Here is a 22,388-nt window from a genome sequence, read left to right on the forward strand (position 1 = left end):
CCCAGGAGTAGATCGCGGGCCTGCGCAACGCCGCCGAGCACGTGGCGGAGCGCGTCCGTACCGAGGCGCAGGAGGAGGCGGACCGGGTCCGCGCCGACGCGTACGCGGAGCGGGAGCGGGCCACCGAGGACGGCAACCGCGTCCGGCGCGAGGCGCGGGAGGAGGCGGAGGCCGCCAAGGCCCTTGCCGAACGCACGGTTTCGGAGGCGATCACCGAGTCGGAGCGGCTGCGTTCGGACGCCTCCGAGTACGCCCAGCGGGCTCGCACGGAGGCGTCGGAGACCATCGCGTCGGCCGAGCAGGACGCGTCGCGCAGCCGGGCCGAGGCCCGCGAGGACGCCAACCGCATCCGGTCCGACGCGGCGACGCAGGCGGACACGCTCATCACCGAGGCGACGTCCGAGGCGGAGCGGCTCGCCTCGGAGACGAACGCGGAGGCGGAGCGGGTCCGCACCGAGTCCGTGGCGAAGGCCGAGAAGCTGATCTCTGACGCGACGAGCGACGCGGAGCGGCTGCGCGCCGAGGCGGCCGAGACGGTCGGCTCCGCGCAGCAGCACGCCGAGCGGATGCGTTCGGAGGCGGAGCGCGTCAAGACGGAGGCGGCGGCGGAGGCCGACCGGCTCATGTCGAACGCGCGCGACGAGGCCGACAGCACGCTGGACGAGGCGCGCAAGGAGGCCAACAAGCGGCGCTCCGAGGCGGCCGAGCAGGTCGACAAGCTGATCACGGAGACGACCGCCGAGGCCGACAAGCTGATGACGGAGTCCCAGCAGACCGCGCACAAGACCACCGCGGACGCCGAGGCGCAGGCCGACACGATGGTGGGCGCGGCCCGCAACGAGGCCGAGCGGCTGGTCTCCGAGGCGACCGTCGAGGGCAACTCCCTGGTGGAGCGGGCTCGTACGGACGCGGACGAGCTGCTGGTCGGCGCGCGCCGGGACGCCACGGCGATAAGGGAGCGCGCGGAGGAGCTGCGCGACCGGATCACCGGCGAGATCGAGGAGCTGCACGAGCGGGCCCGCCGCGAGTCCGCCGAGACGATGAAGGCGGCCGGCGAGCGCTGCGACGCGTTGGTGAAGGCGGCCGAGGACCAGCTGAAGGAAGCGGAGGCGAAGGCCAAGGACCTCGTCGCCGAGGCCAGTTCCGAGGCGAGCAAGGTCCGTATCGCCGCCGTACGAAAGGCGGAGGGGCTCCTCAAGGAGGCCGAGCAGAAGAAGGCCGCGCTCATCACCGAGGCCGAGGAGATCAGGTCCGAGGCCGTGCGCGAAGCGCGGGCCGCGGTCGAGGAGGGCAGGCGCGAGCTCGAGGTGCTGGTCCGCCGCCGCCAGGACATCAATGCCGAAATCTCCCGTGTCCAGGACGTTCTTGAGGCGTTGGAGTCTTTCGAGGCCCCGTCGAGTGGCAAGGACGGCGGCGTCAAGGCGGGTGCTGCGGCCGGTGCGACTCGTTCGGGTGGCAAACCGTCGGAGGGCTAGCCAAAGGCACGACTTCCGTGCTTGTCAGGGAGCTTCAGCCGCGCTTGAACGGAACTTCAGCAAAGTCTCTGGCAAGCGCTCCGGCGGTCAGCCACCAAAAAGGGTGTCATTCTCCATATCAATCGGGCCTTTGCTCGATGACACGCCGCCTTGACCCCTAGGATTCCACCTATCACCTCACCGGTCTCATTCGACAGGAACCCCATGAGCGACACTTCCCCCTACGGCTTCGAGCTTGTGCGGCGTGGGTACGACCGCGCTCAGGTGGACGAACGCATCTCGAAGCTCGTCTCCGACCGTGACAGCGCTCTGGCCCGCATCACCGCCCTGGAAAAGCGCATCGAGGAACTCCACCTCGAGACGCAGAACGCCCAGGCCCAGGTCAGCGACGCCGAACCGTCGTACGCGGGTCTCGGCGCGCGCGTCGAGAAGATCCTCCGCCTCGCCGAGGAGGAGGCGAAGGACCTGCGCGAGGAGGCCCGTCGCGCGGCCGAACAGCACCGTGAGCTCGCCGAGTCGGCGGCCCAGCAGGTGCGTAACGACGCAGAATCGTTCGCTGCGGACCGCAAGTCCAAGGCTGAGGACGAGGGCGTCCGGATCGTCGAGAAGGCGAAGTCCGACGCCTCTCAGCTGCGCCAGGAGGCGCAGAAGGACGCGCAGTCCAAGCGCGAGGAGGCGGACGCCCTCTTCGAGGAGACCCGCGCGAAGGCCGCTCAGGCCGCCGCCGACTTCGAGACGAACCTCGCCAAGCGCCGCGAGCAGTCCGAGCGCGACCTGGCTTCGCGTCAGGCCAAGGCCGAGAAGCGCCTCGCGGAGATCGAGCACCGCGCGGAGCAGCTCCGCCTGGAGGCCGAGAAGCTGCGTACGGACGCGGAGCGTCGTGCCCGTCAGACGGTCGAGACGGCTCAGCGCCAGGCCGAGGACATCGTGGCCGACGCGAACGCCAAGGCGGACCGGATCCGTTCGGAATCCGAGCGGGAGCTGGCGGCTCTGACGAACCGTCGCGACTCGATCAACGCGCAGCTCACGAACGTGCGCGAGATGCTCGCGACGCTCACCGGTGCGGCGGTCGCCGCCGCGGGTACGCCGGCCGAGGACGAGCCGATCTCGCGTGGTGTGCCGGCGCAGCAGACCCGGTAAGTGCTGTTTGTGGGGATCTGCGGGTCCGTTGTGACTGGTCGCGCAGTTCCCCGCGCCCCTTGAGGGCGCCTCGCGAAGCCTCCTGCCTTGAAGTGGCAGGGGGCTTTGTGCCGTTTTAGCGTTGGCGCATGATCGAGCTTGAAGGGCTTACCAAGCGGTTCGGCGAGAAAGTGGCGGTGAACCGTCTGACATTCGCCGTGCGGCCGGGGATAGTCACCGGGTTTCTGGGGCCCAACGGCGCCGGGAAGTCCACGACGATGCGGATGATGCTCGGGCTCGACCGGCCGACCGCCGGGGACGTGCGGATCGATGGGCACCACTACGACCGGCTCAAGGACCCGCTGAAGTACATCGGCGCCCTTCTCGACGCCAAGGGCATGCACGGCGGCCGCAGCGCCTTCAATCACCTCTTGTGTCTCGCGCAGAGCAACGGCATTCCGAAGAGCAGGGTGCACGAGGTCCTCGACACGGTGGGTCTCACTCCGGTGGCCCGTAAGAAGGCGAAGGGTTTCTCGTTCGGTATGGGGCAGCGGCTGGGCATCGCGGGCGCGCTGCTCGGCGACCCGCAAATCCTGATGTTCGACGAGCCGGTCAACGGGCTCGACCCCGAGGGCATCCACTGGATCCGGAACCTCATGAAGTCGCTCGCGGCGCAGGGGCGTACGGTCTTCGTCTCCTCGCACCTGATGAGCGAGATGGCGCTGACCGCCGACCACCTCGTCGTGATCGGCCAGGGCCGGCTGCTCGCCGACACCTCCATGGCCGACTTCATCCGGCGGAACTCACGCTCGTACGTACGGATCCGCTCCCCGCAGCGCGAGCGGCTGCTGGACGTGCTGTACGGGGCCGGGATCACCGTCGTCGAGACGGGCGACGGGACGCTCGAAGTGGACGGCGGGAAGCCCGAGCGCATCGGTGAGCTCGCGGCGCAGCACCAGCTCGTGCTGCACGAGCTGAGTCCCCAACAGGCGTCCTTGGAGGAGGCGTTCATGGGGCTGACGGCGGAGTCGGTGGAGTACCACGCGCACTCCGCCACACCGTCTGATGGCCATCCCCGTGCCGTTGCCGCCCCGCCGCCGCCCCAGCAGTGGGGCAGCGACTGGAAGAAGGGCTGAACCATGGCCGCGACCCAGGTCGTCCGGTCCGAGTGGACCAAGGTCCGGTCGGTGGCGTCCACGGTGTGGACACTCGGTCTCGCCGTGGTCGTCACGATCGCCCTCGGCATGCTGATCTCGGCCCTGTCGAAGAGCGAGTTCGACAGCCTGAGCCGGGACGACAAGCTCTCCTTCGATCCGACGTTCACCAGTTTCGCGGGCATGAGTCTGGGTCAGCTGGCGATGATCGTGTTCGGCGTGCTGGTCGTGTCGAACGAGTACAGCACCGGCATGATCCGCACCTCGCTCTCCGCGGTCCCGCAGCGCGGCACCTTCCTCTTCGGCAAGATCGTGGTGGCGACCGGCCTGGCCTTTGCCGTCGCCCTCGTCACGAGCTTCGTCGCCTTCTTCCTCGGACAGGCCATGCTGGGCTCCCACAAGGCGTCCATCGGTGACGCGGGTGTGCTGCGCGCGGTCATCGGCGGCGGCGTCTACATGACCCTCATCGCGATGTTCTCGATGGGCGTGGCCGCGATGCTGCGCTCGCCGATGCTCTCTCTCGGCATCCTGATGCCGTTCTTCTTCCTGATCTCCAACATCCTGGGCAATGTCTCCGCGACCGAGAAGGTCGGCCGTTATCTCCCCGACCAGGCCGGCAGCAAGATCATGCAGGTGGTGACCCCGGTCGACGACGACACTCCGTACGGCCCGTGGGGCGGACTCGCGATCATGGTGCTGTGGGTGGCCGCGGCCCTCATCGGGGGCTACACCCTCCTCAAGAGACGAGATGCCTAGCCCCGCACCCGCCGCGCCCCCGCACAGTCGGCATCGCCCGTTCGGCCCCCTGAGGTTTTGCCGCTTCTTGAAGGGAACCGTCAGCGCCCCGCTATCCTCCTAACCCTTACGGGGGCGTGTGCCCTGCTGTCCTGAAGCTTTCGATGGGTGCGGAGAATGATCGAGGCAGTCGGCCTGACCAAGCGCTACGGCGACAAGACGGCCGTGTACGACCTTTCCTTCCAGGTGCGGCCCGGTGCCGTCACCGGCTTCCTCGGGCCCAACGGCTCGGGCAAGTCGACGACTATGCGGATGATCCTCGGACTCGACAACCCCAGCGCCGGGCAGGTGACGATCGGCGGCTATCCGTACCGCAAGCTGCCCAACGCCCCCCGCCAGGTCGGTGCGCTTCTCGACGCCAAGGCGGTGCACGGCGGCCGGCACGCCCGCAACCACCTGCTGTGTCTCGCGCAGCTGTCGGGCATCCCGGCCCGCAGAGTGGACGAGGTGCTGGGTGTCGTCGGGCTCCAGGAGGTGGCGAGAAAGCGCTCCAAGGGCTTCTCGCTCGGCATGGGCCAGCGCCTCGGCATCGCGGCCGCGCTGCTCGGCGACCCTCAGGTGCTGCTCTTCGACGAGCCGGTCAACGGCCTCGACCCCGAGGGCATCCTGTGGGTGCGGAACCTGATGAAGTCCCTGGCCGCGGAGGGCCGGACCGTCTTCGTGTCCTCCCACCTCATGAGCGAGATGGCCGTCACCGCGGACCACCTCATCGTGATCGGCCGCGGTCAGCTGCTCGCCGACATGAGCGTGCGTGACTTCATCTCGCACAACTCCGCCGACTTCGCGCGCCTCCGTGTCCCGGACACCGAGCCGCAGCAACGCGAGAAGCTGACGGCGGCGCTGACCGAGGCGGGCGGCCAGGTGCTGCCGGAGCAGGACGGCGCGCTGCGCGTCACCGGCCTGCCGCTGCCCCGCATCAGCGACCTCGCGCACGACGCCGGCGTACGCCTGTGGGAGCTCTCCCCGCACCAGGCCTCGCTGGAGGAGGCGTACATGCGGATGACGCAGGGCGCCGTCGACTACCGCTCCACCATCGACCAGCGGGCCGGGCTGCAGCAGGAGCTGCCGCCGGGCATGATGCCGCCGCAGCAGATGCCGGTGCCGGGCCAGGGCCAGCCGGGCTGGTACGCCCCGCCGCCGCCCCAGCAGGGCGGGCAGCCGTTCGCGATGCCGCAGGGACAGCCGCCCGCGGGCCCGTACGGCGCTCAGGGCGCCCCGGGCCCGTACGGCGGCGCCCAGGCCGCTCCCGGCGCCCCAGCGGGCAGCCCCCAGCCGAACCCGTACGCCCAGGCCGCATCGGCCCAGCCCGCCGCCCCCGACCTGACCAAGCCCGAGGACGCCCGATGAGCACGCCGCCCCAGCACCAGATGCAGCAGCAGGCCGCCCCTGCCCCCAACTGGCAGGCGGCGCCCGGAACTTCGTACACCTCGCCGATTCCCGTCACGGGCACCCATCTCGGACACGCGCTCGCCTCCGAGTGGACGAAGATCAAGTCGGTGCGCTCCACGATGTGGACGCTCGGCGTCTTCCTGCTCCTGGTCGTCGGCATCGGCCTCCTGGTCGCCGCCCAGACGAGCGACGCCGACTACGCGGAGGTCCCGTACACCATCCCCGCCTTCTTCGGTCTGATCCTCGGGCAGATCTGCCTGATCACGCTGGGCGTGCTGGTGGTCTCGTCGGAGTACGGCACGGGCATGATCCGTACGACGTTCACGGCGTCGCCCCAGCGCTACCGGGTGCTCACCGCCAAGCTGCTGATCTTCTTCGTCGTCGCGTTCGTCGTGTCGGCCTTCGCCATCGGGTTCGTCGGACTGGTCACGTCGGGCATGCACGGCGGGGCGTCGGACAACGAGTGGGGCGGGACCGTCCTGATCGGCGCGCTGTACGTGTCGTTGCTGGGCGTGCTCGCACTCGCGGTCGGCTCGATGCTGCGGCACTCGGCGGGCGCGATCACCTCGATGCTCGGTGTCGTGCTGGTGCCCGCGATCCTGCCCGCGTTCCTGATGATGTCCGAGAGCATGCGCACCATCGGCGAGAAGATGCAGGAGTACAACGCCCCCAACGCGCTCGCCCAGATCTTCCAGCTCGACAGCGACAACGGCGGCGGCGGCTCCCAGCTCGCCCTGCTCGCCGGCGTGACCGCCGCGGCGATCGCCGGGGCCTACGCGCTGCTGGAGAGGCGGGACGTGTAGGCGTTCGAGGGCCGGGGGTTCAGGTGCCTAGAACCTCGGCGCGTTCCGGGGCCGCTGCACCCGCGTGGTGCGGCGGTCCTTCGCGTTCCAGCACGACTTGTGCCAGTGGCGCCGCTCGTCCACGCCGGAGTGCTCGGGCCAGGCCACCACGTGCGGAACCCCGGAGGGAATCTGCTGGTCGCAGCCTGGGCAGCGGTACGTCTTTCCCTGCGCGCTGCCACCCGCCACATGACGCACGCTCCATGCCTCGCCCTGCCAGCTCTCCGAGGACTGCCAGCCTCCGTAGCGGTCGGACGGGTCGGAGTCCGCGGACGCGCTCCGGGGGGAGCCACCGGCGCCATTGGGACGGTTGCGACGCGGGGACACAGGACACCTCACGGAGCTATACAGGGAGCACGGGCCGTGTCCAGCCTACGCGGCGCGCCTATGGGTAGGCGTACTACGCCGGCCCCCACAGATTCCTCGCACGACCGGCTCATTCTGCAGAAAATCTGCCAATCTCCCCGCCAGGCCGTGTCTTTGGCACGTGTCAGACGGTTATGCGGGGTGGGGGAGTCGCGTCGACACAAGGAGGCAGGAGTGCGATGCGCGTAGGAAGTTTTGTACTGGCGGCCCAGTTCCCGGGACAGGGTCAGGGGGAGGCGCTGCACCGCGCGGTGCGGTCGGCGGAGGTCGCCGAGGAGGCGGGGCTCGACGCGGTCTGGCTGGCCGAGCACCACTTCGTGCCGTACGGGACCTGCCCGTCGGCCGTCACCCTCGCCGCGTTGCTGCTCGGCCGCACCCGTCGCATCCGCGTCGGTACGGCGGTCAGCGTGCTGCCCACCGTGCACCCCGTGGCCCTCGGCGAGCAGGCCGCGCTGCTGCACGTGACGTCCGGCGGGCGCTTCTCGCTCGGGGTGGGACGCGGCGGCCCGTGGGTCGACCTGGAGGTCTTCGGGTCGGGCCTCGATGCGTACGAGAAGGGGTTCCCGGAATCACTCGATCTGCTGGTGCGCTGGTTGCGCGAACCGTCCGTCGCGGGCGGCTCGGAGCGCTTCGGCTTCCGTGAAGTGGCAGTCGTGCCCAGGCCGTCGGAGGCCCTCACCGGCGGCGAGGTACCCGAGATCGTCGTCGCCTGCACTTCTCCGGCGAGTGTCCGGATGGCCGCCGAGCGCGGGCTGGCGATGCTGCTCGGGATGCATGTCGGGGACGAGGAGAAGGCCGAAATGGTCGCGCTGTGGCGCACCCACGCGCGGGCCGCCGGGTTCTCGCCCGAGGAGATCGCGGGCGCGGCCCATGTCTCGGCCGGCATCGCGCAGATCGCGGACCGGCGCACCGACGCGGTCGAGACTCTCCTCAAGGCCATGCCGGGCTGGCTGAAGCAGGGGCTCGACGCCCATGTGACGGTGGACGGCCGCGCGCGCTCGATGCGGGATCCCCTGGCGTACACCGAACTGCTCTGCGGGCTCCACCCCGTGGGCACACCGCGCCTGTGCGCCGACCGCCTCGCCGCGACCTCGGAGCGCACGGGGATCACCCGCTTCGCGCTGCTGGTCGAGGGCTCCGGCGACCTGGCGGCGACGGAGGAGAACGTACGGCGGCTGGGGGGCGAGGTACTGCCACGGCTGCGGTGAGCGGGGCCGCGCCCGAGCCGGACGGGTCCGTGTCACCAACGTCCGGTCGGGACAGACCCAGGTCCGGCCGGAACTGGTCTGCGCCCGAACAGGACAGACCCAGGCCCTGTCAGCACAGACCCGGGTCCGGTCAGAACTGACCCGCATTCGAACGGAACTGGCCCGTGCCGATCGGAACCGGCCCGCACCCGCGCCGAACCTGCCCACCCCTCGGGGAGCTTGCCGCCCCAGTACAAATGCACCTCCCGCGTACGAGGCGGCAAGCCGTGCGGCAGCGCTGCGTCAGCAGTCCCGGAACTCCGGCGACTGGTTCAGCAGCTGACTGCGCACCGAGGTGAAGCGGGCCAGGGTGTCGTCCACCGAGCCATCCAGCGGGAACACCGCCACACGGTGGCAGTTCTGGAAGGCCAGCCGCACTCCGAAGTGCCGCTGCAGCGCGCCGCGTATCGCGTCACTCGCGAGCGCACGCAGCAGCTGGCCACGCGCCTGCTCGTCCGGCGGAGGCGTCTGGTTGTCGGCGAAGTTGCCGCCGTCCACCTTCAGCTGGGCCACCAGGGAGCTGATCATCTCCCATGCGTAGGGCAGGGAGGTCCGGACGCAGTCGACGAATTCCGCTTCGTCGACCTCGCCTCGCTCGGCCTTCTCGAGTAGGGCCGGTGAGACGTCCAGCGACATGGGTTCTCCTCTCGCACCCCCTCGCGAGAAGGGGTTGACGGACCGGAAAGGAGATCGCGACATCGAACACGCTGAGTACACGCGTCGCGACCTCCCGTTTCTACGGTAAGCAACTGTTCGTGGCCGCACCAGGACATTGGGAACACCGAGAGGACTCAACGTGCACACAACCGGCCACTTTCGAACAGGGCTTATCCGGGGAAACAGGGGCGAGCCAAATGAGTTCCGGTCAAGGGGACCTCCGGCGGAACCCCGGCCGGATCGCGTGGACCCTCGCCGGTCGAGTAGCGTTGCCGACCATGCGTCTCGTCATTGCCCGCTGCTCCGTTGATTACGCGGGCCGGCTCACCGCCCATCTCCCGTCGGCACCCCGCCTCATCCTGGTGAAGGCGGACGGCAGTGTCTCGATCCACGCGGACGACCGGGCCTACAAGCCCCTCAACTGGATGTCGCCGCCCTGCACCCTGAAGGAGGGCTCGGGGGACGACAAGGGGGTCTGGACCGTCATCAACAAGGCGGGCGAGAAGCTCATCATCACGATGGAGGAGATCCTCCACGACTCCTCGCACGAACTCGGCGTGGACCCCGGCCTGATCAAGGACGGCGTGGAAGCACACCTGCAGGAACTCCTCGCCGACCGCATCGAGACCCTCGGCGAGGGCTACTCGCTGATCCGCCGCGAGTACATGACGGCCATCGGCCCGGTCGACATCCTCTGCCGCGACGCCGACGGCCAGACCGTCGCCGTGGAGATCAAGCGACGCGGCGAGATCGACGGCGTGGAGCAACTCACGCGCTATCTGGAGCTGTTGAACCGCGACCCGCACCTCGCGCCGGTCCGCGGCATCTTCGCGGCCCAGGAGATCAAGCCGCAGGCCCGCGTCCTCGCCACGGACCGCGGCATCGGCTGCACCGTCCTCGACTACAACGCGCTGCGCGGTATCGAGGACGACAAGTTGCGGTTGTTCTGACGTTCCGACGCGTAGGGACCAGGTACGCGCGTAGGTACCGGGTACGGACGAGAGGGCCGGGTCCTGTGGCGGACCCGGCCCTCTGTCGTGGTGTTCGGCTGTCAGATGACCGACGTACTGCTCGTACCGGAACCAGTCGGCGACCCGGGTGCGCTGCTGTCCGCCGGGCCGCTCGCGGAGCTGCTGCTCTCGGCCGGGCTGGACTGCGGGGCGCTGGTGGCCGGCCCGCTGGCCGAGCTCGTGTCCCCCGGTGGCGGCGGCGGGGGATCCGACGGCTCGGTCGGCTCCCCGGAGGGCTCCGTACCCGTCGGTGTCGGCGACGTCGGTGAGGGCGTCGGCGACTGGCTGGTCGGCGGCCTCGACGAAGACGGCGGCCTGCTGGAGGACGGCGGCCTGCTCGTGGTCGGCTTCGACGGAGACGTGGCCGGGTCGCTCGGATCCTTCGACCCGCTCGGGTCGTCCGACGGCTCGGTGCTCGAAGTCGGCGTCGGGTCGTCGGAGGTCCCCGCGATCCCGTCCTCCCCCGGGTCGGTCGGACGGCTCGTCGAGTCCGAGTCGTCGCCGCTGTCCTTCTGCGGGCGGTCCGCGCCGAGTCCGCTGCCGTCCTCGCCCGCGCTGGCCGACGGGTTGACGCCGACCTCGTTCGACGGGGTGTTGTCGTCGGGATTCGAGGTCGCGCCGAGCGTCACTACGGTGCCGAGCACGGCGGCCAGGAGCGCGCCCGCGCCGGCGGCCACCAGATTGCGCCGGGTGCCGTTGACCAGTCCCTTGACGCGGCTGGGCTTCGACGAGGAAGTGGGTCCGGTCCGGCGCGTGATCAACGTCGAGGGCTCGCCGGGCTGTTGGAGCGACGGGACGGACGTGAACGCGGCCGGTACGCCACCGGGCGGCGACGCCGACTCCTCGTACCGCGCGTCGGGCACCTCCTCGCCCGCCGTCGAACCGATACCGGCCGGTGGCGTGCCACCGGAGCGGTCCGCGACCAGGGCGAGGGCGCGACGGCCCGACACGGTGCCGCGCTTGTCGGCGAGGGCGCCGCGCAGCCCGATGGAGGCCTCCAGTTCGGTGCGGGCCAGGTCGAGTTCCCCGACGCAGAACGCGAGGATCCCCAACTCGTGGTGGAAATAGGCTTGATCCGAGACCTCGGCGGAGAGCCGGGCCGCCTCGGTGCCCGAGCGCAGCGCGCGCTCCCAGGCACCCCAGTGCAGCCCCGCGGCGAACGCGGGAGCGGCCGCACGGGCCAGCCGCACGGCGCCGGCGCTCTCCTCGTCCTCGGCAGGCGGCATGGTGACCGGCACCACCGCGGCCAGCGCCGCGAGCACGGCGTCCGCCTCGGCGGCGACCCGCTCGGGTGTGACCGACGGATGCCCGGCCCACCAGGTGTAGTGCCGCGCCGCGGCGTCCGCCTTCTCCTCGGCGTCGGACGCGTACCCGACGGCCTCCAGCTGGGTCCCCACGCCGGCCGCGAGCCGGTAGTGCGAGCCGACCGGTGTGACGAGGGCGCAGCCGACCAGCTCCGCGAGCGCGGCGTCCGCGTGCGTGTCCCCCACCAGCGCGGGCAGATGCGCCTGGTGCGGCACCTCGCCGCCCAGCGCGACCGCGAAGCGCAGCGTGGTACGCGCCGACTCGCTGAGCCGGGACGCGAGCAGCGCGGCGGGCGCGGCGCCCTCGGCGAGCGACGGCAGCGGTACGTCGTGGCCGTCCTCGGCGTCGAAGGGCGCGTCCACGGGCGCGTCCTCGTAGTAGCCGAACTCGTCGAAGGCGTTCGGGTCGGCGCGCAGCTGGTCGCGCTGCCGAAGGAGCGCGCCGGCCTGCACGAAGCGCAGCGGCAGTCCCTCGGACTCGAACCAGAGGTCGCCCGCCCAGTTCGCCTCGTCCTCGGTCAGCACGCGTCCGACGGCTCGCTCCAGCAGTTCGAGACCGCCACTGCGGCCGAGGCCGCCGAGGAAGACCTCTTCGAGGAGCGAGTCGGTGGACGGTGCCGCGATCTCGGGCGTCGCGGAGATCAGGAAGGCGCACTCGGGCGTGGTGTGGAGCAGTTCGTCGAGCGCGCCGCCGCCGAACTCCACGTCGTCGAGGACGACGACCGCGCCGATCTCGCGGACGAGAGCGAACAGTTCGTCCCGTTCCGGCCGGTACAGCGGTGCGTTGTAGACGGCGGCGAAGAGGTCGTGCAGCACGTCGTCGACCGTGCGGCGGTGGCCGCTGAGGCGTACCACGCCGTCGGGCGCGAGGTCCGCGCAGTCGTCGCCCACGGCGTCCAGGAGCGCGGTGCGGCCCGAACCCGAGGGCCCGGTGAGCCGTACGGAGCGCCCGCGCGCAAGCAGGCGTACGAGCCGCTCACGCTCCTCCTGGCGCTCCAGGAGCGGCAGCCTGGGCAGCGTTGGCCCCGGTGGTACGGGCGGCCGTGCGGCGCGGGCCAGCTCGGCGCGCTCGGTGGCACTGAACTTCGTGGGCCGAGGCGGCCGCTCGCCCGGTGGGCAGAGCTCGATCTCGCTGCCGTCGACGGGATTGACGGTGAGAAGGTGTTCCCCCGACACGAGTTGAACGGTGCGGGCGAGTGCCGGCGTGTGCTGGGCGTTTCCCTGCCCCAGGGCGTGCGTCAGCGGATCGCGCGGCGGGCGCTGTCGCGCCGCCGAGCCGTCGTCGTGGCCATACTCTTCGGGTCCCCGGTTCATCGGGTCCATAAGGTCCAAGCCCCCCAAAAGCGTGGTGTGCCGAGCCCCTCCCGGCCTTGCTGCACACTGCGCTGTCGCTTCTGGTCCGGTGCCCACCGACGGGTTCGTCAAGCAGCGGGCAGCCGAACCCTAAACCTTCGCACAGTATCTACGAACACACGGGGTACCGCGCCGTCCGAGACGTCACAGCTTCGTGAGGATTGTGCGAGCCGTTCTTGCACCCGGGGCGATTTCTCCCATCAGAGGCATCTCCACCCGCGCCCTCTCACACTCGCGGCTTCTCACACCCGCGGCAGCGACTCGACCCCGATACCGCCCTCGATCGCCAGGATCCGGTGCAGCCGGGTCGCCACGAGCAGGCGCTGCATCTGCGGCGGGACGCCGCGCAGCACAAGCCGACGGCCGCACCGCCCCGCCCGCCGGTGGGCCCCCATGATGACACCGAGCCCGGTGGCGTCCCAGGAGTCCAGCTCTGACAGGTCGAGCACCAGGTCGCCGGCTCCGTCGTCGACAGCCGAGTGCAGGACCGTACGGGCGTCCGCCGCGCTGACGACGTCGAGGCGGCCCCCGACGACCAGCTCGACGTGGTCGCCCCTGATGTGCATATGCGCTCCCCGAGAGTGCGTTTCGTGCTCAGCGTCTTCTCGTGTCCTGTGTTGCCAGGACTGACTGCCGTACCGGGGCAGAAGTTGCCCTCTGTAAGCGAACCGATACCGAATTCACCCCGGGGAGTGACCGAGTAAAGGTCACCGCGGGGTCAGTACGTGTATCAGCGTGAATCAGTACGTCGTGAATCAGTACGTGTAGAAGCCCTGCCCGCTCTTACGCCCGATGTCACCGGCGTCAACCATCCGGCGCATCAGCTCCGGCGGGGCGAACTTCTCGTCCTGGGACTCCGTGTAGATGTTGCTCGTGGCGTGCAGAAGGATGTCGACGCCCGTCAGGTCGGCGGTGGCGAGCGGCCCCATGGCGTGGCCGAAGCCCAGCTTGCAGGCGAGGTCGATGTCCTCGGCGGTGGCCACGCCGGACTCGTACAGTTTGGCCGCCTCGACGACGAGCGCCGAGATGAGCCGGGTGGTCACGAAGCCCGCCACGTCGCGGTTGACGACGATGCAGGTCTTGCCGACCGACTCGGCGAACTCCCGTGCGGTGGCGAGGGTTTCGTCGCTGGTCTTGTAGCCGCGCACGAGTTCGCACAGCTGCATCATCGGGACCGGCGAGAAGAAGTGGACGCCGACGACCCGCTCCGGGCGCTCGGTGGCCGCCGCGATCTTGGTGATCGGGATGGCGGAGGTGTTGGAGGCGAGTACGGTCTCGTCCTTCACCAGCTTGTCGAGCGCGCGGAAGATCTCGTGCTTGACTTCCAGCTTCTCGAAGACGGCCTCGACGACGATGTCGGCGTCGGCGACCGCGTCGAGGTCGGTGGTCGTGGTGATGCGCGCGAGGGCCGCTTCCGCGTCGGCCGCCGCCAGCTTGCCCTTGTTCACGAACCTGTCGTACGAGGCCTTGATGCCGTCGGTGCCACGGGTGAGTGCCTCATCGGTGACATCCCGCAGGACGACGTCCCACCCGGCCTGTGCGGAGACCTGGGCGATACCGGAACCCATGAGTCCGGCGCCGATGACGGCGAGCTTCCGTGCCACTGTCCGACTCCCCTAACACGCTGCTTATGTATGCCTCTCCGGCGGACCCTAGCGCTCGTGAGGAGCTGTGTGACCGGTAAGTAATGCGCGTCACGTGCCATAGGACGGACATCACACCGGCTTGGGTCATTCCGCCGCCCGTACGGCGTAGTTGAGGACTTTCTCGCTCAAAAGGTCCTCCATGTCGTCGAGCAGTGTCAGCACCTCGCGGGACACTTCGACCGGATCGCGTCCGGCCATCATCTGGCGGCCGATGGCGGACATGACCGTCTCCTGGACCCAGCCGATCTGGCCGGCCATCAGACCCGGCACCGGATCAGCGGGGGCCGCACCCGTCTCCTCGCGCAGGGTCGCCTCCAGGTCGTCACGGACCTCCTGCTGGAGGCTCCACAGGTGGGACCGGAGGGCGGGCGCGCCGTGGATGACGCGCATGAAGCGGTCGTAGCCCTCCATCAGACCGACCCGGGGCGAGACCGCCTCGACCTCGTCGCGCAGCTCGCGCAGGACGGCGGCGACGGCGGACTCCCCCGCGGGACGGGCACGCACCCAGCGCGAGAGGCGGTCGACGATGCCCTCGCTGCGGTCGAAGAAGAGGTCTTCCTTGGCCGGGAAGTAGTTGTAGACGGTGTTCACGGAGACGTCGGCCGCGTCCGCGACGTCGGCCATGGTCACCGTGACGAAGCCGTGCTCCAGGAACAGCCCTGTGGCGATGTCCGAGATGCGCTGCCTGGTCTCGCGCTTCTTCCGCTCCCTGAGCCCTTCTGCCATGGCTTCATCGTAGGCCGGATCAAGGATTCTTGGTGATGGTGAAATTTTGGTGGCGTTGCAAAATTTAAGTGACTCTGTTTTCCTTGTGGCATGCCCATCATCAGCACGGCCGGCCTCGCCCGGACCTTCCACACCAAACGCGGTCCCGTCGAAGCGGTCCGCGGTATCGACCTGACCGTCGAACCAGGAGAGATCCTCGGCTTCCTCGGCCCGAACGGAGCGGGCAAGACAACCACCCTCCGGATGCTCACGACCCTGCTCGCCCCCACCGGCGGCGCCGCCACAGTCGCGGGCCACGACCTCGCCACCGACCCGGCGGGGGTACGCCGGGCGTGCGGCTATGTCGCCCAGTCGGGCGGCGTCGATCCCCAGATCTCGGTACGCGAGGAACTCACCACCCAGGGACGGCTCTACCGCCTGACGAAATCTCAGGCGGCCGAGCGCGCGGAGGAACTGGCACGCGACCTGGACCTCACCGACCTCCTCGGCCGGAAGACGGCCTCGCTCTCCGGCGGCCAGCGACGCCGCCTCGACATCGCACTCGGCCTCACGCACCGGCCGCAGGTGCTCTTCCTCGACGAGCCGACGACCGGGCTCGACCCCGGCAGCCGGGCCGACCTCTGGGACCTCGTACGACGGCTGCGCGACGAGTACGGCACGACCGTCTTCCTCACCACGCACTACCTCGACGAGGCGGACGCGCTCGCCGACCGGCTCGTCGTCGTGGACAAGGGGGTCGTCGTGGCCGAGGGGACACCGAGCGCGCTCAAGCTCCGGTACGGCGGCTCGATCGACGCCACGCTCCAGGACACGCTCCTCGCCATCACCGGCCGCGGCTCCGCCCCGGCCGACTCCACCCCCATAGCCGTATAGGACCCCCCATGCTTCTGCACGACACCGCACTGATCTTCGGGCGCTACGCCCGCCAGACCCTGCGTTCCAGATTCGCGATGCTCTTCGGCGTGCTGATGCCGCTGCTGTATCTGCTCTTCTTCGGTCCGCTGCTCACCGACCTGCCGCTGGGCGGGGACGGCAGCTCCTGGCAGGTGCTGGTGCCCGGGCTGCTGCTCCAACTCGGCCTGTTCGGGGCCGGATTCGCCGGATTCATGATCATCCTCGAGAAGAACGCCGGCATCGTGGAGCGGATGCGCGTCACCCCGGTCAGCCGGCTCGCGCTCCTGCTCGGCCGGGTGCTGCGCGACGCGGCGGTCTTCGTCTTCCAAGCGGTGCTGCTGGTCCTGGCCGCCCTGGTGATGGGCCTGCGAGCGCCGGTCGCCGGCATTCTGATCGGCTTCGGGTTCGTCGCGCTGCTGACCGTCTCGTTGGCCTCGCTGTCGTACGCGCTGGCCATGAGGAGCAGTTCGCCGCAGGCGTTCGGCCCCACGATCAACGCCGTCACCATGCCCGCCATGCTCCTGTCCGGCCTCATGCTGCCCATGACGCTGGCTCCCGGCTGGCTGGACGTCCTCTCGCACCTCATGCCGTTCCGCTACCTGGTCGACGCGATGCGGGACGCGTACGTCGGCTCGTACGCGACCGACTCCATGCTGTACGGCACTCTGGTGGCCCTCGGTTTCGCCGGACTCGCCGTGACAGTGGGCACACGAACGTTCCGGGAGGCCGGAGCGTAACTACGCTGGCCGCATGGTCAATCTGACGCGCATCTACACCAGGACCGGCGACCAGGGCACCACCGCCCTCGGCGACATGAGCCGGACCGCCAAGACCGATCTGCGGATCGCGGCCTACGCCGACGCGAACGAGGCGAACGCGGTCATCGGCACGGCGATCACCCTCGGCGGGCTGGACGAGGAGATCGTCAAGGTCCTCACCCGCGTCCAGAACGACCTGTTCGACGTGGGCGCGGACCTGTCGACGCCGGTCGTCGAGAAGCCGGAGTTTCCTCCGCTCCGCGTCGAGCAGTTCTACGTCGACAAGCTGGAGGCGGACTGCGACCGCTTCAACGAACAGCTGGAGAAGCTCCGGTCGTTCATCCTGCCCGGGGGCACGCCCGGTGCGGCACTGCTGCACCAGGCGTGCACGGTGGTCCGGCGGGCGGAGCGGTCGACGTGGGCGGCGCTGGAGGTGCACGGCGAGCTGATGAACCCGCTCACGGCGACATACCTCAACCGGCTGTCGGACCTACTGTTCATCCTTGCGCGGACGGCCAACAAAGAGGTCGGGGACGTGCTCTGGGTCCCGGGCGGGGAGCGCTGACTTCTCCTCGTACGGGTCCTTCTCCCCGTAGCCGTACGGGGCCTTCTTCGGGAACACCGTGTAGCTGAGCGCGATGATCAGGTTGATGCCGATCACGAACAGCATCCTCGACTGCCAGGTGCGCAGCGAGTCGGTCTCGCCGCCGGAGCCGACGTACCAGATCGCGGCCTGGAGCAGCGCCATCGCGACCACCGCCGCGGTGATCCAGCGGCCCGCGACCAGCCACTCGTGGCGTGCGCGGGCCATCCCGTACTTCGGCGGCTTCACCGGCGGCGGGCCGCCCGCGAATCGGTGGGCGACATGGGCGTCGGCCCACTTGATCGTGGAATGGCCCAGGCCCACGGTGAAGCCGATGTAGACGGCGGCGAGACCGTGCTTCCAGTCGGGCTCGGCGCCGTTCCTGAGGTCGATGGCGGTGACGGTGAACAGCACGACTTCGAGAAGCGGCTCGCACAGCAGCAGAGCGAGGCCGGTCCGCGGCATCTTGAGCAGATACCGCGCGGCCAGGCCCGCTGCCAGCAGCACCCAGAAGGCGACTTCACAGACGACGATGAGTGTGACGATCACGGTTCGCTCCCCTCGGTCACCCTTCCAGGCTCCAGGCGGCACCGGCCCGGATCGTCATCTCCAGTGACGAAACGGCACTGCATCCTTCGATGTAGCCGCGAACCGTCCCCCGGCATCAGGCGCCGGGCGCGTACGCCGTGTTGGATGGATTCATGGCCGTACGACTCCCCCGCCCCCACCGCGACGACGTGCGGATCGCGCTCGCCGGGCTGCTGGGCGGGCTCCTCCTGTGGGGCCTCGGCCTCGGCACCCGGCCGCCCGGAGATCCGATCGTGCTCTGGGACGGCCGCTGGCCGGTCCTGCTGCCGCTCTGCGTGATGGCCGGCTGCGAGCTGCTGCGCCGGGTCCGCCCGCGTACGGTCCTGCTGGTGGGCACCGCCGCGCTGACAGTGGACACGATCACGCAGGGAAACGTGGCCACCCTCCTCATGTTCACCGACCTCGCGTACGCGGCCGTGGTCTACAGCCCCCCGGCCCCCGCCCGCCGCATCCTCTGGATCACCGGGCTGCTCACGGTGGCCGGCACGGTGGTGCCCGTCGCGGTGTTGCGCGTGCCGGAAGCGGTGCTGATCGGCGTTGTCGTCGGCGCGGTGGCTTTCGGCCCCGCCGCCACCGGATGGCTCGTCCGCAACCACCGCGACGCCGCCGAAGCCGCCCGGCTGCGCGCCGAACAGACCGCCCTGCTCGCCGAGATGGACCGCACCCAGGCCGTCACCGCCGAACGCGCCCGGATGGCGCGGGAGTTGCACGACATGGTGGCCAACCACCTGTCCGCGATCGCCATCCACTCCACGGCCGCACTCTCGCTCGACGACGCGGACACCACGAAGGACGCACTCGCCGTCATTCGCGAGAACAGCGTCGAGGGACTCGCCGAGATGCGACGGCTGATCGGCATCCTCCGGGACGACAGCGGGGAACGGGAGCCGGCCACGGCCCCGACCCTCGACGGGCTCGGCGCACTCATCGACACCGCCCGCACCAACGGCCTCGACGTCACGCTCGACACCGCGCACGCCGACAGGCTCCCCGCGCCGGTCGAACTCGCCGCCTACCGCATCGTCCAGGAGTCCCTGACCAACGCCCTCAAGCACGCCTCGCCCGGCCGTGTCACCATCAGCCTCGGCCGACGCGACCACGCCCTCGACGTGCGGGTGACCAGCCCGTACGGCGGTGCCCGGGACGACGGCCCGCGCGCCCCCGGCTCGGGCGCCGGGCTCGTCGGCATGCGGGAGCGGGCCGGGCTGCTGGGCGGCACCTTCGAAGCCGGACCCGAGAGCTCGGCCGACGGCAAGATCTGGACCGTACACGCCACCCTGCCGACCGCTCTGGGAGAAACCGCATGATCCGCGTGCTCGTCGCCGAGGACCAGTCCTCCGTACGCGCCGGCCTCGTCCTCATCCTGCGCAGCGCCCCCGACATCGAGGTGATCGGCGAGGCCGCGGACGGCGAGCAGGCGGTGGCACTCTCCCGTGAACTCCGGCCCGATCTGGTGCTGATGGACGTCCAGATGCCCCGCCTCGACGGCGTCTCCGCCACCCGCCAGGTCGTCGACGAGGGCCTCGCCGACGTGCTCGTGCTGACCACCTTCGACCTCGACGAGTACGTGTTCGGGGCGCTGCGCGCGGGCGCCTCGGGCTTCCTGCTGAAGAACACCGAGGCGCGCGACCTGCTGGCCGCGGTCCGCACGGTGGCGCGCGGCGAGGGAATCGTCGCTCCCGCGGTCACCCGCCGCCTGATCGCCGAGTTCGCCGCCAAGCCCGTCCGCGAGCCGTCGGCCGACCCGGCCGTCCTCGACTCACTGACGCGACGCGAACGGGAGGTTCTGTCCTGCCTCGGGCAGGGTCTGTCCAACGCGGAGATCGGGATACGTCTCGACATGGCGGAGGCGACCGTGAAGACGCACGTCAGCCGTCTTCTGGGGAAGCTGGAGCTGCGCAGCCGGGTGCAGGCGGCGGTGCTGGCCCAGGAGTTGGGCGTGTAACAAGTAACCGCACCACCTCCTTCACTGGTCTGGACCTATTGACCTATGGTCCAGACCTTTCTATTGTCCAGCGCACCCCCCTCAAACCGCCCTCACCTCCCCCGAGGAGACACTGGATGCGCTTCGGCCTCAGAGTCAGACACAGAGCCGTGGCAGGGTTCACCACCCTGCTGCTCCCGCTCGCCGCCCTGGTAGGCCTCGCCGGCCCCGCTCAGCCGGCCACCCCCGCAGTCGCCGCGGAGGCCGCGGACTTGGCGACGGCTCCGCCCCCGGACAAGAAGGTCAAGCTCGGTTACTTCATCGAGTGGGGCGTCTACGGCCGCAACTACAACGTCAAGAACCTGGTGACGTCCGGCTCCGCCGCCAAGGTCACGCACATCAACTACGCCTTCGGCAACGTCGTCGACGGCAAGTGCGCGATCGGCGACTCGTGGGCCGACTACGAAATGCCGGTCACCGCCGAGAATTCGGTGAACGGCGAGGCCGACACCGCGGAACAGCCGTTGAAGGGCAACTTCAACCAGCTGCGCCAGCTGAAGGCCAAGTACCCGAACATCAAGATCCTTTGGTCCTTCGGCGGCTGGAGCTGGTCCGGCGGCTTCCCGGAGGCGGTCAAGGACCCGGCGGCCTTCGCCAAGTCCTGCTACGACCTGGTCGAGGACCCGCGCTGGGCCGATGTGTTCGACGGCATCGACCTGGACTGGGAGTACCCCAACGCCTGCGGTCTGACCTGCGACACCGGCGGCCCCGCCGCCCTGAAGAACATGACGCGGGCCATGCGTGCCCAGTTCGGTTCGAAGAACCTGGTCACCGCGGCCGTCACCGCCGACGCCTCCCCCGGCGGCAAGATCGAGGCGGCCGACTACGCGGGCGCGTCGCGGTACGTCAACTGGTACAACGTGATGACGTACGACTTCTTCGGCGCCTGGGCGGCGACCGGCCCGACGGCCCCGCACTCCCCGCTCACCCCGTACAGCGGAATTCCGGAGAAGGGCTTCACCAGCGCCGAGGCGATCGCGAAGTACAAGGCGATCGGAGTGGTCCCGGCAAAGCTGCTGCTGGGCATCGGCTTCTACGGCCGCGGCTGGACCGGCGTCACCCAGGACACACCGGGCGGCACGGCCACCGGAGCGGCGGCGGGGACCTGGGAGGCGGGCTTCGAGGACTACAAGGTGCTCAAGGCGTCCTGCCCGGCCACCGGCACGGTCGGCGGGACGGCGTACGGGCACTGCGGCAGCGACTGGTGGTCCTACGACACCCCGGCGACGGTCACGGGGAAGATGCGCTGGGCCAAGAAGCAGGAACTGGGCGGCGCGTTCTTCTGGGAGTTCAGCGGCGACACCAGCGATGGCGAGCTGGTCAGCGCGATCAACAGCGGTCTGAAGTAGCCGACCAGCCCAGATCAACAAGCTGCATAGAGACGAGCTTCAGACACAACAAGCCGCATACGGATGAGCGTCAGACAGACAAGCTCACGTGACATTGCCCCTCCCCCCGGACTTCCTCCGGGGGGAGGGGCAATGTGCCTCTCAGGCCACGTTGACCCGTTGGCCGGGCGGAGCCGCCTCCAGCCACGCGAGGAAACCGGTCAGCGCGTCCTCGCTCATGGCCAGCTCCAGGCGCGTACCGCGATGGACGCAGGCGAGGACGGTGTCGTCGGAGAGCAGCGCCAGTTCCTGCTCGCCGTCCGGAGTGCGGCGGCCGGCCACCTCGATCGCCGAGCGCTCCAGGACGCGGCGCGGGCGGGGGGCGTACGAGAAGATGCGGAACCACTCGATGCGGTCGCCGCTGTAGCGGGCGATGCCGTAGCTCCAGCCTTTGCCGCTGGTGTCCCTCTTCTCGGGGGCGTCCCAGCGCAGGCTGCAGGCGAAGATGCCGCCGGAGCGCTGGATCAGTCTGCGGCGCAGATGGAATACGAGGAGTGCCATCGCCACCAGCACGATTACCAACCCGCACACAGTCAGAGCGAGGACCATCGACACCGACCTCCTCGTCTCCTAGGTAACGGAAAGGAAAAAAGCACCCGCATCGCCTCAGCCGCGACCCGGTCCGGAGAAATCTCCGGTCCTGGCCGCGGCTGAGTCACTTCCTGTGGCGCGCTGCGTTCAGCGCACCTCCACCGCACGCAGACGGACGTCCGCGCGACGCTCGGCGTCGGCATCGCCCTCCGCCTTCGCGCGCTCGAGCTCCCGCTCCACGTGCTGGACGTCGATCTCGTCCGACAGCTCGACGATCTCGGCCAGCAGCGACAGCTTGTTGTCCGCGAACGAGATGAAACCGCCGTGCACCGCGGCGACGACCGTTCCACCATCACTCGTACGGATGGTCACCGGGCCCGACTCCAGCACACCGAGCAGCGGCTGGTGACCGGGCATGACGCCGATGTCGCCGGACGTGGTACGCGCGACGACCAGGGTGGCCTCGCCGGACCAGACGCTGCGGTCCGCGGCGACGAGCTCGACGTGCAGCTCAGCAGCCAAAGTGGGCTCCTCGGGTCACCACCCGGCGTTACTGCCGGGTGTTGGGTTCAAGTCTAG

21 protein-coding genes and 2 pseudogenes are annotated in these 22,388 nt (G+C 69.8%); 14 read left to right on the plus strand and 9 right to left on the minus strand.

Annotation, left to right across the window (positions count from 1 at the left end; translation table 11 throughout):
- Positions 1-11 precede the first annotated feature (11 nt).
- From ACTWQR_RS47640 to ACTWQR_RS47665, 6 genes and pseudogenes are all read left to right on the plus strand, one after another.
- Positions 12-1,475: pseudogene (locus ACTWQR_RS47640) on the plus strand (hypothetical protein); the annotation flags it as partial.
- A gap of 204 nt (positions 1,476-1,679) precedes the next feature.
- Positions 1,680-2,615: a cellulose-binding protein gene (locus ACTWQR_RS47645; protein ID WP_443233582.1), complete on the plus strand. Its 936-nt coding sequence runs from the start codon at positions 1,680-1,682 to the stop codon at positions 2,613-2,615.
- 128 nt (positions 2,616-2,743) lie between these two features.
- Positions 2,744-3,730 carry an ATP-binding cassette domain-containing protein gene (locus tag ACTWQR_RS47650; RefSeq protein ID WP_443233583.1) on the plus strand — a complete coding sequence of 329 codons (987 nt, stop codon included), beginning with the start codon at positions 2,744-2,746 and terminating at the stop codon, positions 3,728-3,730.
- A gap of 3 nt (positions 3,731-3,733) precedes the next feature.
- Positions 3,734-4,504, plus strand: coding sequence for an ABC transporter permease (locus ACTWQR_RS47655; RefSeq protein ID WP_443233584.1), 771 nt, complete (start codon positions 3,734-3,736; stop codon positions 4,502-4,504).
- Positions 4,505-4,660: 156 nt separating this feature from the next.
- Positions 4,661-5,890 carry an ABC transporter ATP-binding protein gene (locus ACTWQR_RS47660; RefSeq protein WP_443233585.1) on the plus strand — a complete coding sequence of 410 codons (1,230 nt, stop codon included), beginning with the start codon at positions 4,661-4,663 and terminating at the stop codon, positions 5,888-5,890.
- A complete protein-coding gene (locus ACTWQR_RS47665) occupies positions 5,887-6,735 on the plus strand; it encodes an ABC transporter permease (protein ID WP_443233586.1) in 849 nt (282 codons plus the stop codon). The genes ACTWQR_RS47660 and ACTWQR_RS47665 overlap by 4 nt, the downstream gene beginning before the upstream one ends.
- A gap of 27 nt (positions 6,736-6,762) precedes the next feature.
- On the opposite strand, the gene ACTWQR_RS47670 is transcribed toward ACTWQR_RS47665, so the two are convergent.
- Complete coding sequence (locus tag ACTWQR_RS47670; protein ID WP_443233587.1) at positions 6,763-7,101, minus strand: ATP/GTP-binding protein; 339 nt, start codon at positions 7,099-7,101, stop codon at positions 6,763-6,765.
- 218 nt (positions 7,102-7,319) lie between these two features.
- Between ACTWQR_RS47670 and ACTWQR_RS47675 the strand changes: the two genes are divergently transcribed.
- Positions 7,320-8,348 (plus strand): LLM class flavin-dependent oxidoreductase, encoded by a 1,029-nt coding sequence (locus tag ACTWQR_RS47675; RefSeq protein ID WP_443233588.1) that lies wholly within the window; start codon positions 7,320-7,322, stop codon positions 8,346-8,348.
- Positions 8,349-8,630: 282 nt separating this feature from the next.
- Here ACTWQR_RS47675 and ACTWQR_RS47680 read toward each other — a convergent pair whose 3' ends face one another.
- Positions 8,631-9,023, minus strand: coding sequence for an SCO5389 family protein (locus tag ACTWQR_RS47680; protein ID WP_149511509.1), 393 nt, complete (start codon positions 9,021-9,023; stop codon positions 8,631-8,633).
- Between the two features lie 299 nt (positions 9,024-9,322).
- On the opposite strand from ACTWQR_RS47680, the gene nucS reads away from it, so the two are divergent.
- Positions 9,323-9,994, plus strand: coding sequence for an endonuclease NucS (nucS, locus tag ACTWQR_RS47685; RefSeq protein WP_443233589.1), 672 nt, complete (start codon positions 9,323-9,325; stop codon positions 9,992-9,994).
- Positions 9,995-10,095: 101 nt separating this feature from the next.
- Here the strand turns inward: nucS and ACTWQR_RS47690 are convergent, their stop codons facing one another.
- From ACTWQR_RS47690 to ACTWQR_RS47705, 4 genes are all read right to left on the minus strand, one after another.
- The gene (locus ACTWQR_RS47690; RefSeq protein ID WP_443233590.1) at positions 10,096-12,681 is read right to left on the minus strand and encodes an ATP-binding protein; all 2,586 of its coding nucleotides are present in this window, start codon (positions 12,679-12,681) and stop codon (positions 10,096-10,098) included.
- 272 nt (positions 12,682-12,953) lie between these two features.
- A complete protein-coding gene (locus ACTWQR_RS47695; protein ID WP_443233591.1) occupies positions 12,954-13,277 on the minus strand; it encodes an STAS domain-containing protein in 324 nt (107 codons plus the stop codon).
- Positions 13,278-13,466: 189 nt separating this feature from the next.
- Positions 13,467-14,315: a 3-hydroxyacyl-CoA dehydrogenase family protein gene (locus tag ACTWQR_RS47700; RefSeq protein ID WP_443233592.1), complete on the minus strand. Its 849-nt coding sequence runs from the start codon at positions 14,313-14,315 to the stop codon at positions 13,467-13,469.
- A 126-nt stretch (positions 14,316-14,441) separates the two neighbouring features.
- Complete coding sequence (locus tag ACTWQR_RS47705; RefSeq protein ID WP_443233593.1) at positions 14,442-15,083, minus strand: TetR/AcrR family transcriptional regulator; 642 nt, start codon at positions 15,081-15,083, stop codon at positions 14,442-14,444.
- 90 nt (positions 15,084-15,173) lie between these two features.
- Between ACTWQR_RS47705 and ACTWQR_RS47710 the strand changes: the two genes are divergently transcribed.
- The 3 genes from ACTWQR_RS47710 to ACTWQR_RS47720 are packed head-to-tail and all read left to right on the plus strand — an operon-like array spanning position 15,174 to position 17,300.
- The gene (locus ACTWQR_RS47710) at positions 15,174-15,956 is read left to right on the plus strand and encodes an ABC transporter ATP-binding protein (protein ID WP_443233594.1); all 783 of its coding nucleotides are present in this window, start codon (positions 15,174-15,176) and stop codon (positions 15,954-15,956) included.
- A gap of 8 nt (positions 15,957-15,964) precedes the next feature.
- Positions 15,965-16,714: an ABC transporter permease gene (locus ACTWQR_RS47715; protein ID WP_443233595.1), complete on the plus strand. Its 750-nt coding sequence runs from the start codon at positions 15,965-15,967 to the stop codon at positions 16,712-16,714.
- A gap of 13 nt (positions 16,715-16,727) precedes the next feature.
- Positions 16,728-17,300 (plus strand): cob(I)yrinic acid a,c-diamide adenosyltransferase, encoded by a 573-nt coding sequence (locus ACTWQR_RS47720; RefSeq protein WP_443233596.1) that lies wholly within the window; start codon positions 16,728-16,730, stop codon positions 17,298-17,300.
- On the opposite strand, the gene ACTWQR_RS47725 is transcribed toward ACTWQR_RS47720, so the two are convergent.
- Entirely contained in the window at positions 17,226-17,867 is a 642-nt protein-coding gene (locus ACTWQR_RS47725) for a hypothetical protein (protein WP_443233597.1), read from the minus strand. The two genes, ACTWQR_RS47720 and ACTWQR_RS47725, sit on opposite strands and share 75 nt — an antisense overlap.
- A gap of 152 nt (positions 17,868-18,019) precedes the next feature.
- Here ACTWQR_RS47725 and ACTWQR_RS47730 point away from each other — a divergent pair, with 152 nt between their 5' ends.
- The 3 genes and pseudogenes from ACTWQR_RS47730 to ACTWQR_RS47740 all read left to right on the plus strand — a co-directional run.
- Complete coding sequence (locus ACTWQR_RS47730) at positions 18,020-19,213, plus strand: sensor histidine kinase (protein ID WP_443233598.1); 1,194 nt, start codon at positions 18,020-18,022, stop codon at positions 19,211-19,213.
- Positions 19,210-19,851, plus strand: coding sequence for a response regulator (locus ACTWQR_RS47735; protein WP_443233599.1), 642 nt, complete (start codon positions 19,210-19,212; stop codon positions 19,849-19,851). The genes ACTWQR_RS47730 and ACTWQR_RS47735 overlap by 4 nt, the downstream gene beginning before the upstream one ends.
- Positions 19,852-20,108: 257 nt before the next feature.
- Positions 20,109-21,239 (plus strand): annotated as a pseudogene (locus ACTWQR_RS47740) (glycoside hydrolase family 18 protein); the annotation flags it as partial.
- A 141-nt stretch (positions 21,240-21,380) separates the two neighbouring features.
- Here ACTWQR_RS47740 and ACTWQR_RS47745 read toward each other — a convergent pair.
- Both ACTWQR_RS47745 and ACTWQR_RS47750 read right to left on the minus strand, forming a co-directional pair.
- Positions 21,381-21,827 carry a DUF2550 domain-containing protein gene (locus ACTWQR_RS47745; RefSeq protein WP_443233600.1) on the minus strand — a complete coding sequence of 149 codons (447 nt, stop codon included), beginning with the start codon at positions 21,825-21,827 and terminating at the stop codon, positions 21,381-21,383.
- A gap of 129 nt (positions 21,828-21,956) precedes the next feature.
- Complete coding sequence (locus ACTWQR_RS47750; RefSeq protein ID WP_443233601.1) at positions 21,957-22,331, minus strand: F0F1 ATP synthase subunit epsilon; 375 nt, start codon at positions 22,329-22,331, stop codon at positions 21,957-21,959.
- Positions 22,332-22,388: the final 57 nt, after the last annotated feature.

The sequence above is a fragment of the Streptomyces sp. 2A115 genome (assembly GCF_052245575.1).
Taxonomy (GTDB): Bacteria; Actinomycetota; Actinomycetes; order Streptomycetales; family Streptomycetaceae; genus Streptomyces.

What these genes read in the sequence shown, in the direction of transcription:
- ACTWQR_RS47645 (WP_443233582.1), top strand. Translation starts at nt 1,680, where the DNA reads ATGAGCGACACTTCCCCCTACGGCTTCGAGCTTGTGCGGCGTGGGTAC.
- ACTWQR_RS47650 (WP_443233583.1), top strand. Translation starts at nt 2,744, where the DNA reads ATGATCGAGCTTGAAGGGCTTACCAAGCGGTTCGGCGAGAAAGTGGCG.
- ACTWQR_RS47655 (WP_443233584.1), top strand. Translation starts at nt 3,734, where the DNA reads ATGGCCGCGACCCAGGTCGTCCGGTCCGAGTGGACCAAGGTCCGGTCG.
- ACTWQR_RS47660 (WP_443233585.1), top strand. Translation starts at nt 4,661, where the DNA reads ATGATCGAGGCAGTCGGCCTGACCAAGCGCTACGGCGACAAGACGGCC.
- ACTWQR_RS47665 (WP_443233586.1), top strand. Translation starts at nt 5,887, where the DNA reads ATGAGCACGCCGCCCCAGCACCAGATGCAGCAGCAGGCCGCCCCTGCC.
- ACTWQR_RS47675 (WP_443233588.1), top strand. Translation starts at nt 7,320, where the DNA reads ATGCGCGTAGGAAGTTTTGTACTGGCGGCCCAGTTCCCGGGACAGGGT.
- ACTWQR_RS47680 (WP_149511509.1), bottom strand. Translation starts at nt 9,023, where the DNA reads ATGTCGCTGGACGTCTCACCGGCCCTACTCGAGAAGGCCGAGCGAGGC.
- nucS (WP_443233589.1), top strand. Translation starts at nt 9,323, where the DNA reads ATGCGTCTCGTCATTGCCCGCTGCTCCGTTGATTACGCGGGCCGGCTC.
- ACTWQR_RS47690 (WP_443233590.1), bottom strand. Translation starts at nt 12,681, where the DNA reads ATGGACCCGATGAACCGGGGACCCGAAGAGTATGGCCACGACGACGGC.
- ACTWQR_RS47695 (WP_443233591.1), bottom strand. Translation starts at nt 13,277, where the DNA reads ATGCACATCAGGGGCGACCACGTCGAGCTGGTCGTCGGGGGCCGCCTC.
- ACTWQR_RS47705 (WP_443233593.1), bottom strand. Translation starts at nt 15,083, where the DNA reads ATGGCAGAAGGGCTCAGGGAGCGGAAGAAGCGCGAGACCAGGCAGCGC.
- ACTWQR_RS47710 (WP_443233594.1), top strand. Translation starts at nt 15,174, where the DNA reads ATGCCCATCATCAGCACGGCCGGCCTCGCCCGGACCTTCCACACCAAA.
- ACTWQR_RS47715 (WP_443233595.1), top strand. Translation starts at nt 15,965, where the DNA reads ATGCTTCTGCACGACACCGCACTGATCTTCGGGCGCTACGCCCGCCAG.
- ACTWQR_RS47720 (WP_443233596.1), top strand. Translation starts at nt 16,728, where the DNA reads ATGGTCAATCTGACGCGCATCTACACCAGGACCGGCGACCAGGGCACC.
- ACTWQR_RS47730 (WP_443233598.1), top strand. Translation starts at nt 18,020, where the DNA reads ATGGCCGTACGACTCCCCCGCCCCCACCGCGACGACGTGCGGATCGCG.
- ACTWQR_RS47735 (WP_443233599.1), top strand. Translation starts at nt 19,210, where the DNA reads ATGATCCGCGTGCTCGTCGCCGAGGACCAGTCCTCCGTACGCGCCGGC.
- ACTWQR_RS47745 (WP_443233600.1), bottom strand. Translation starts at nt 21,827, where the DNA reads ATGGTCCTCGCTCTGACTGTGTGCGGGTTGGTAATCGTGCTGGTGGCG.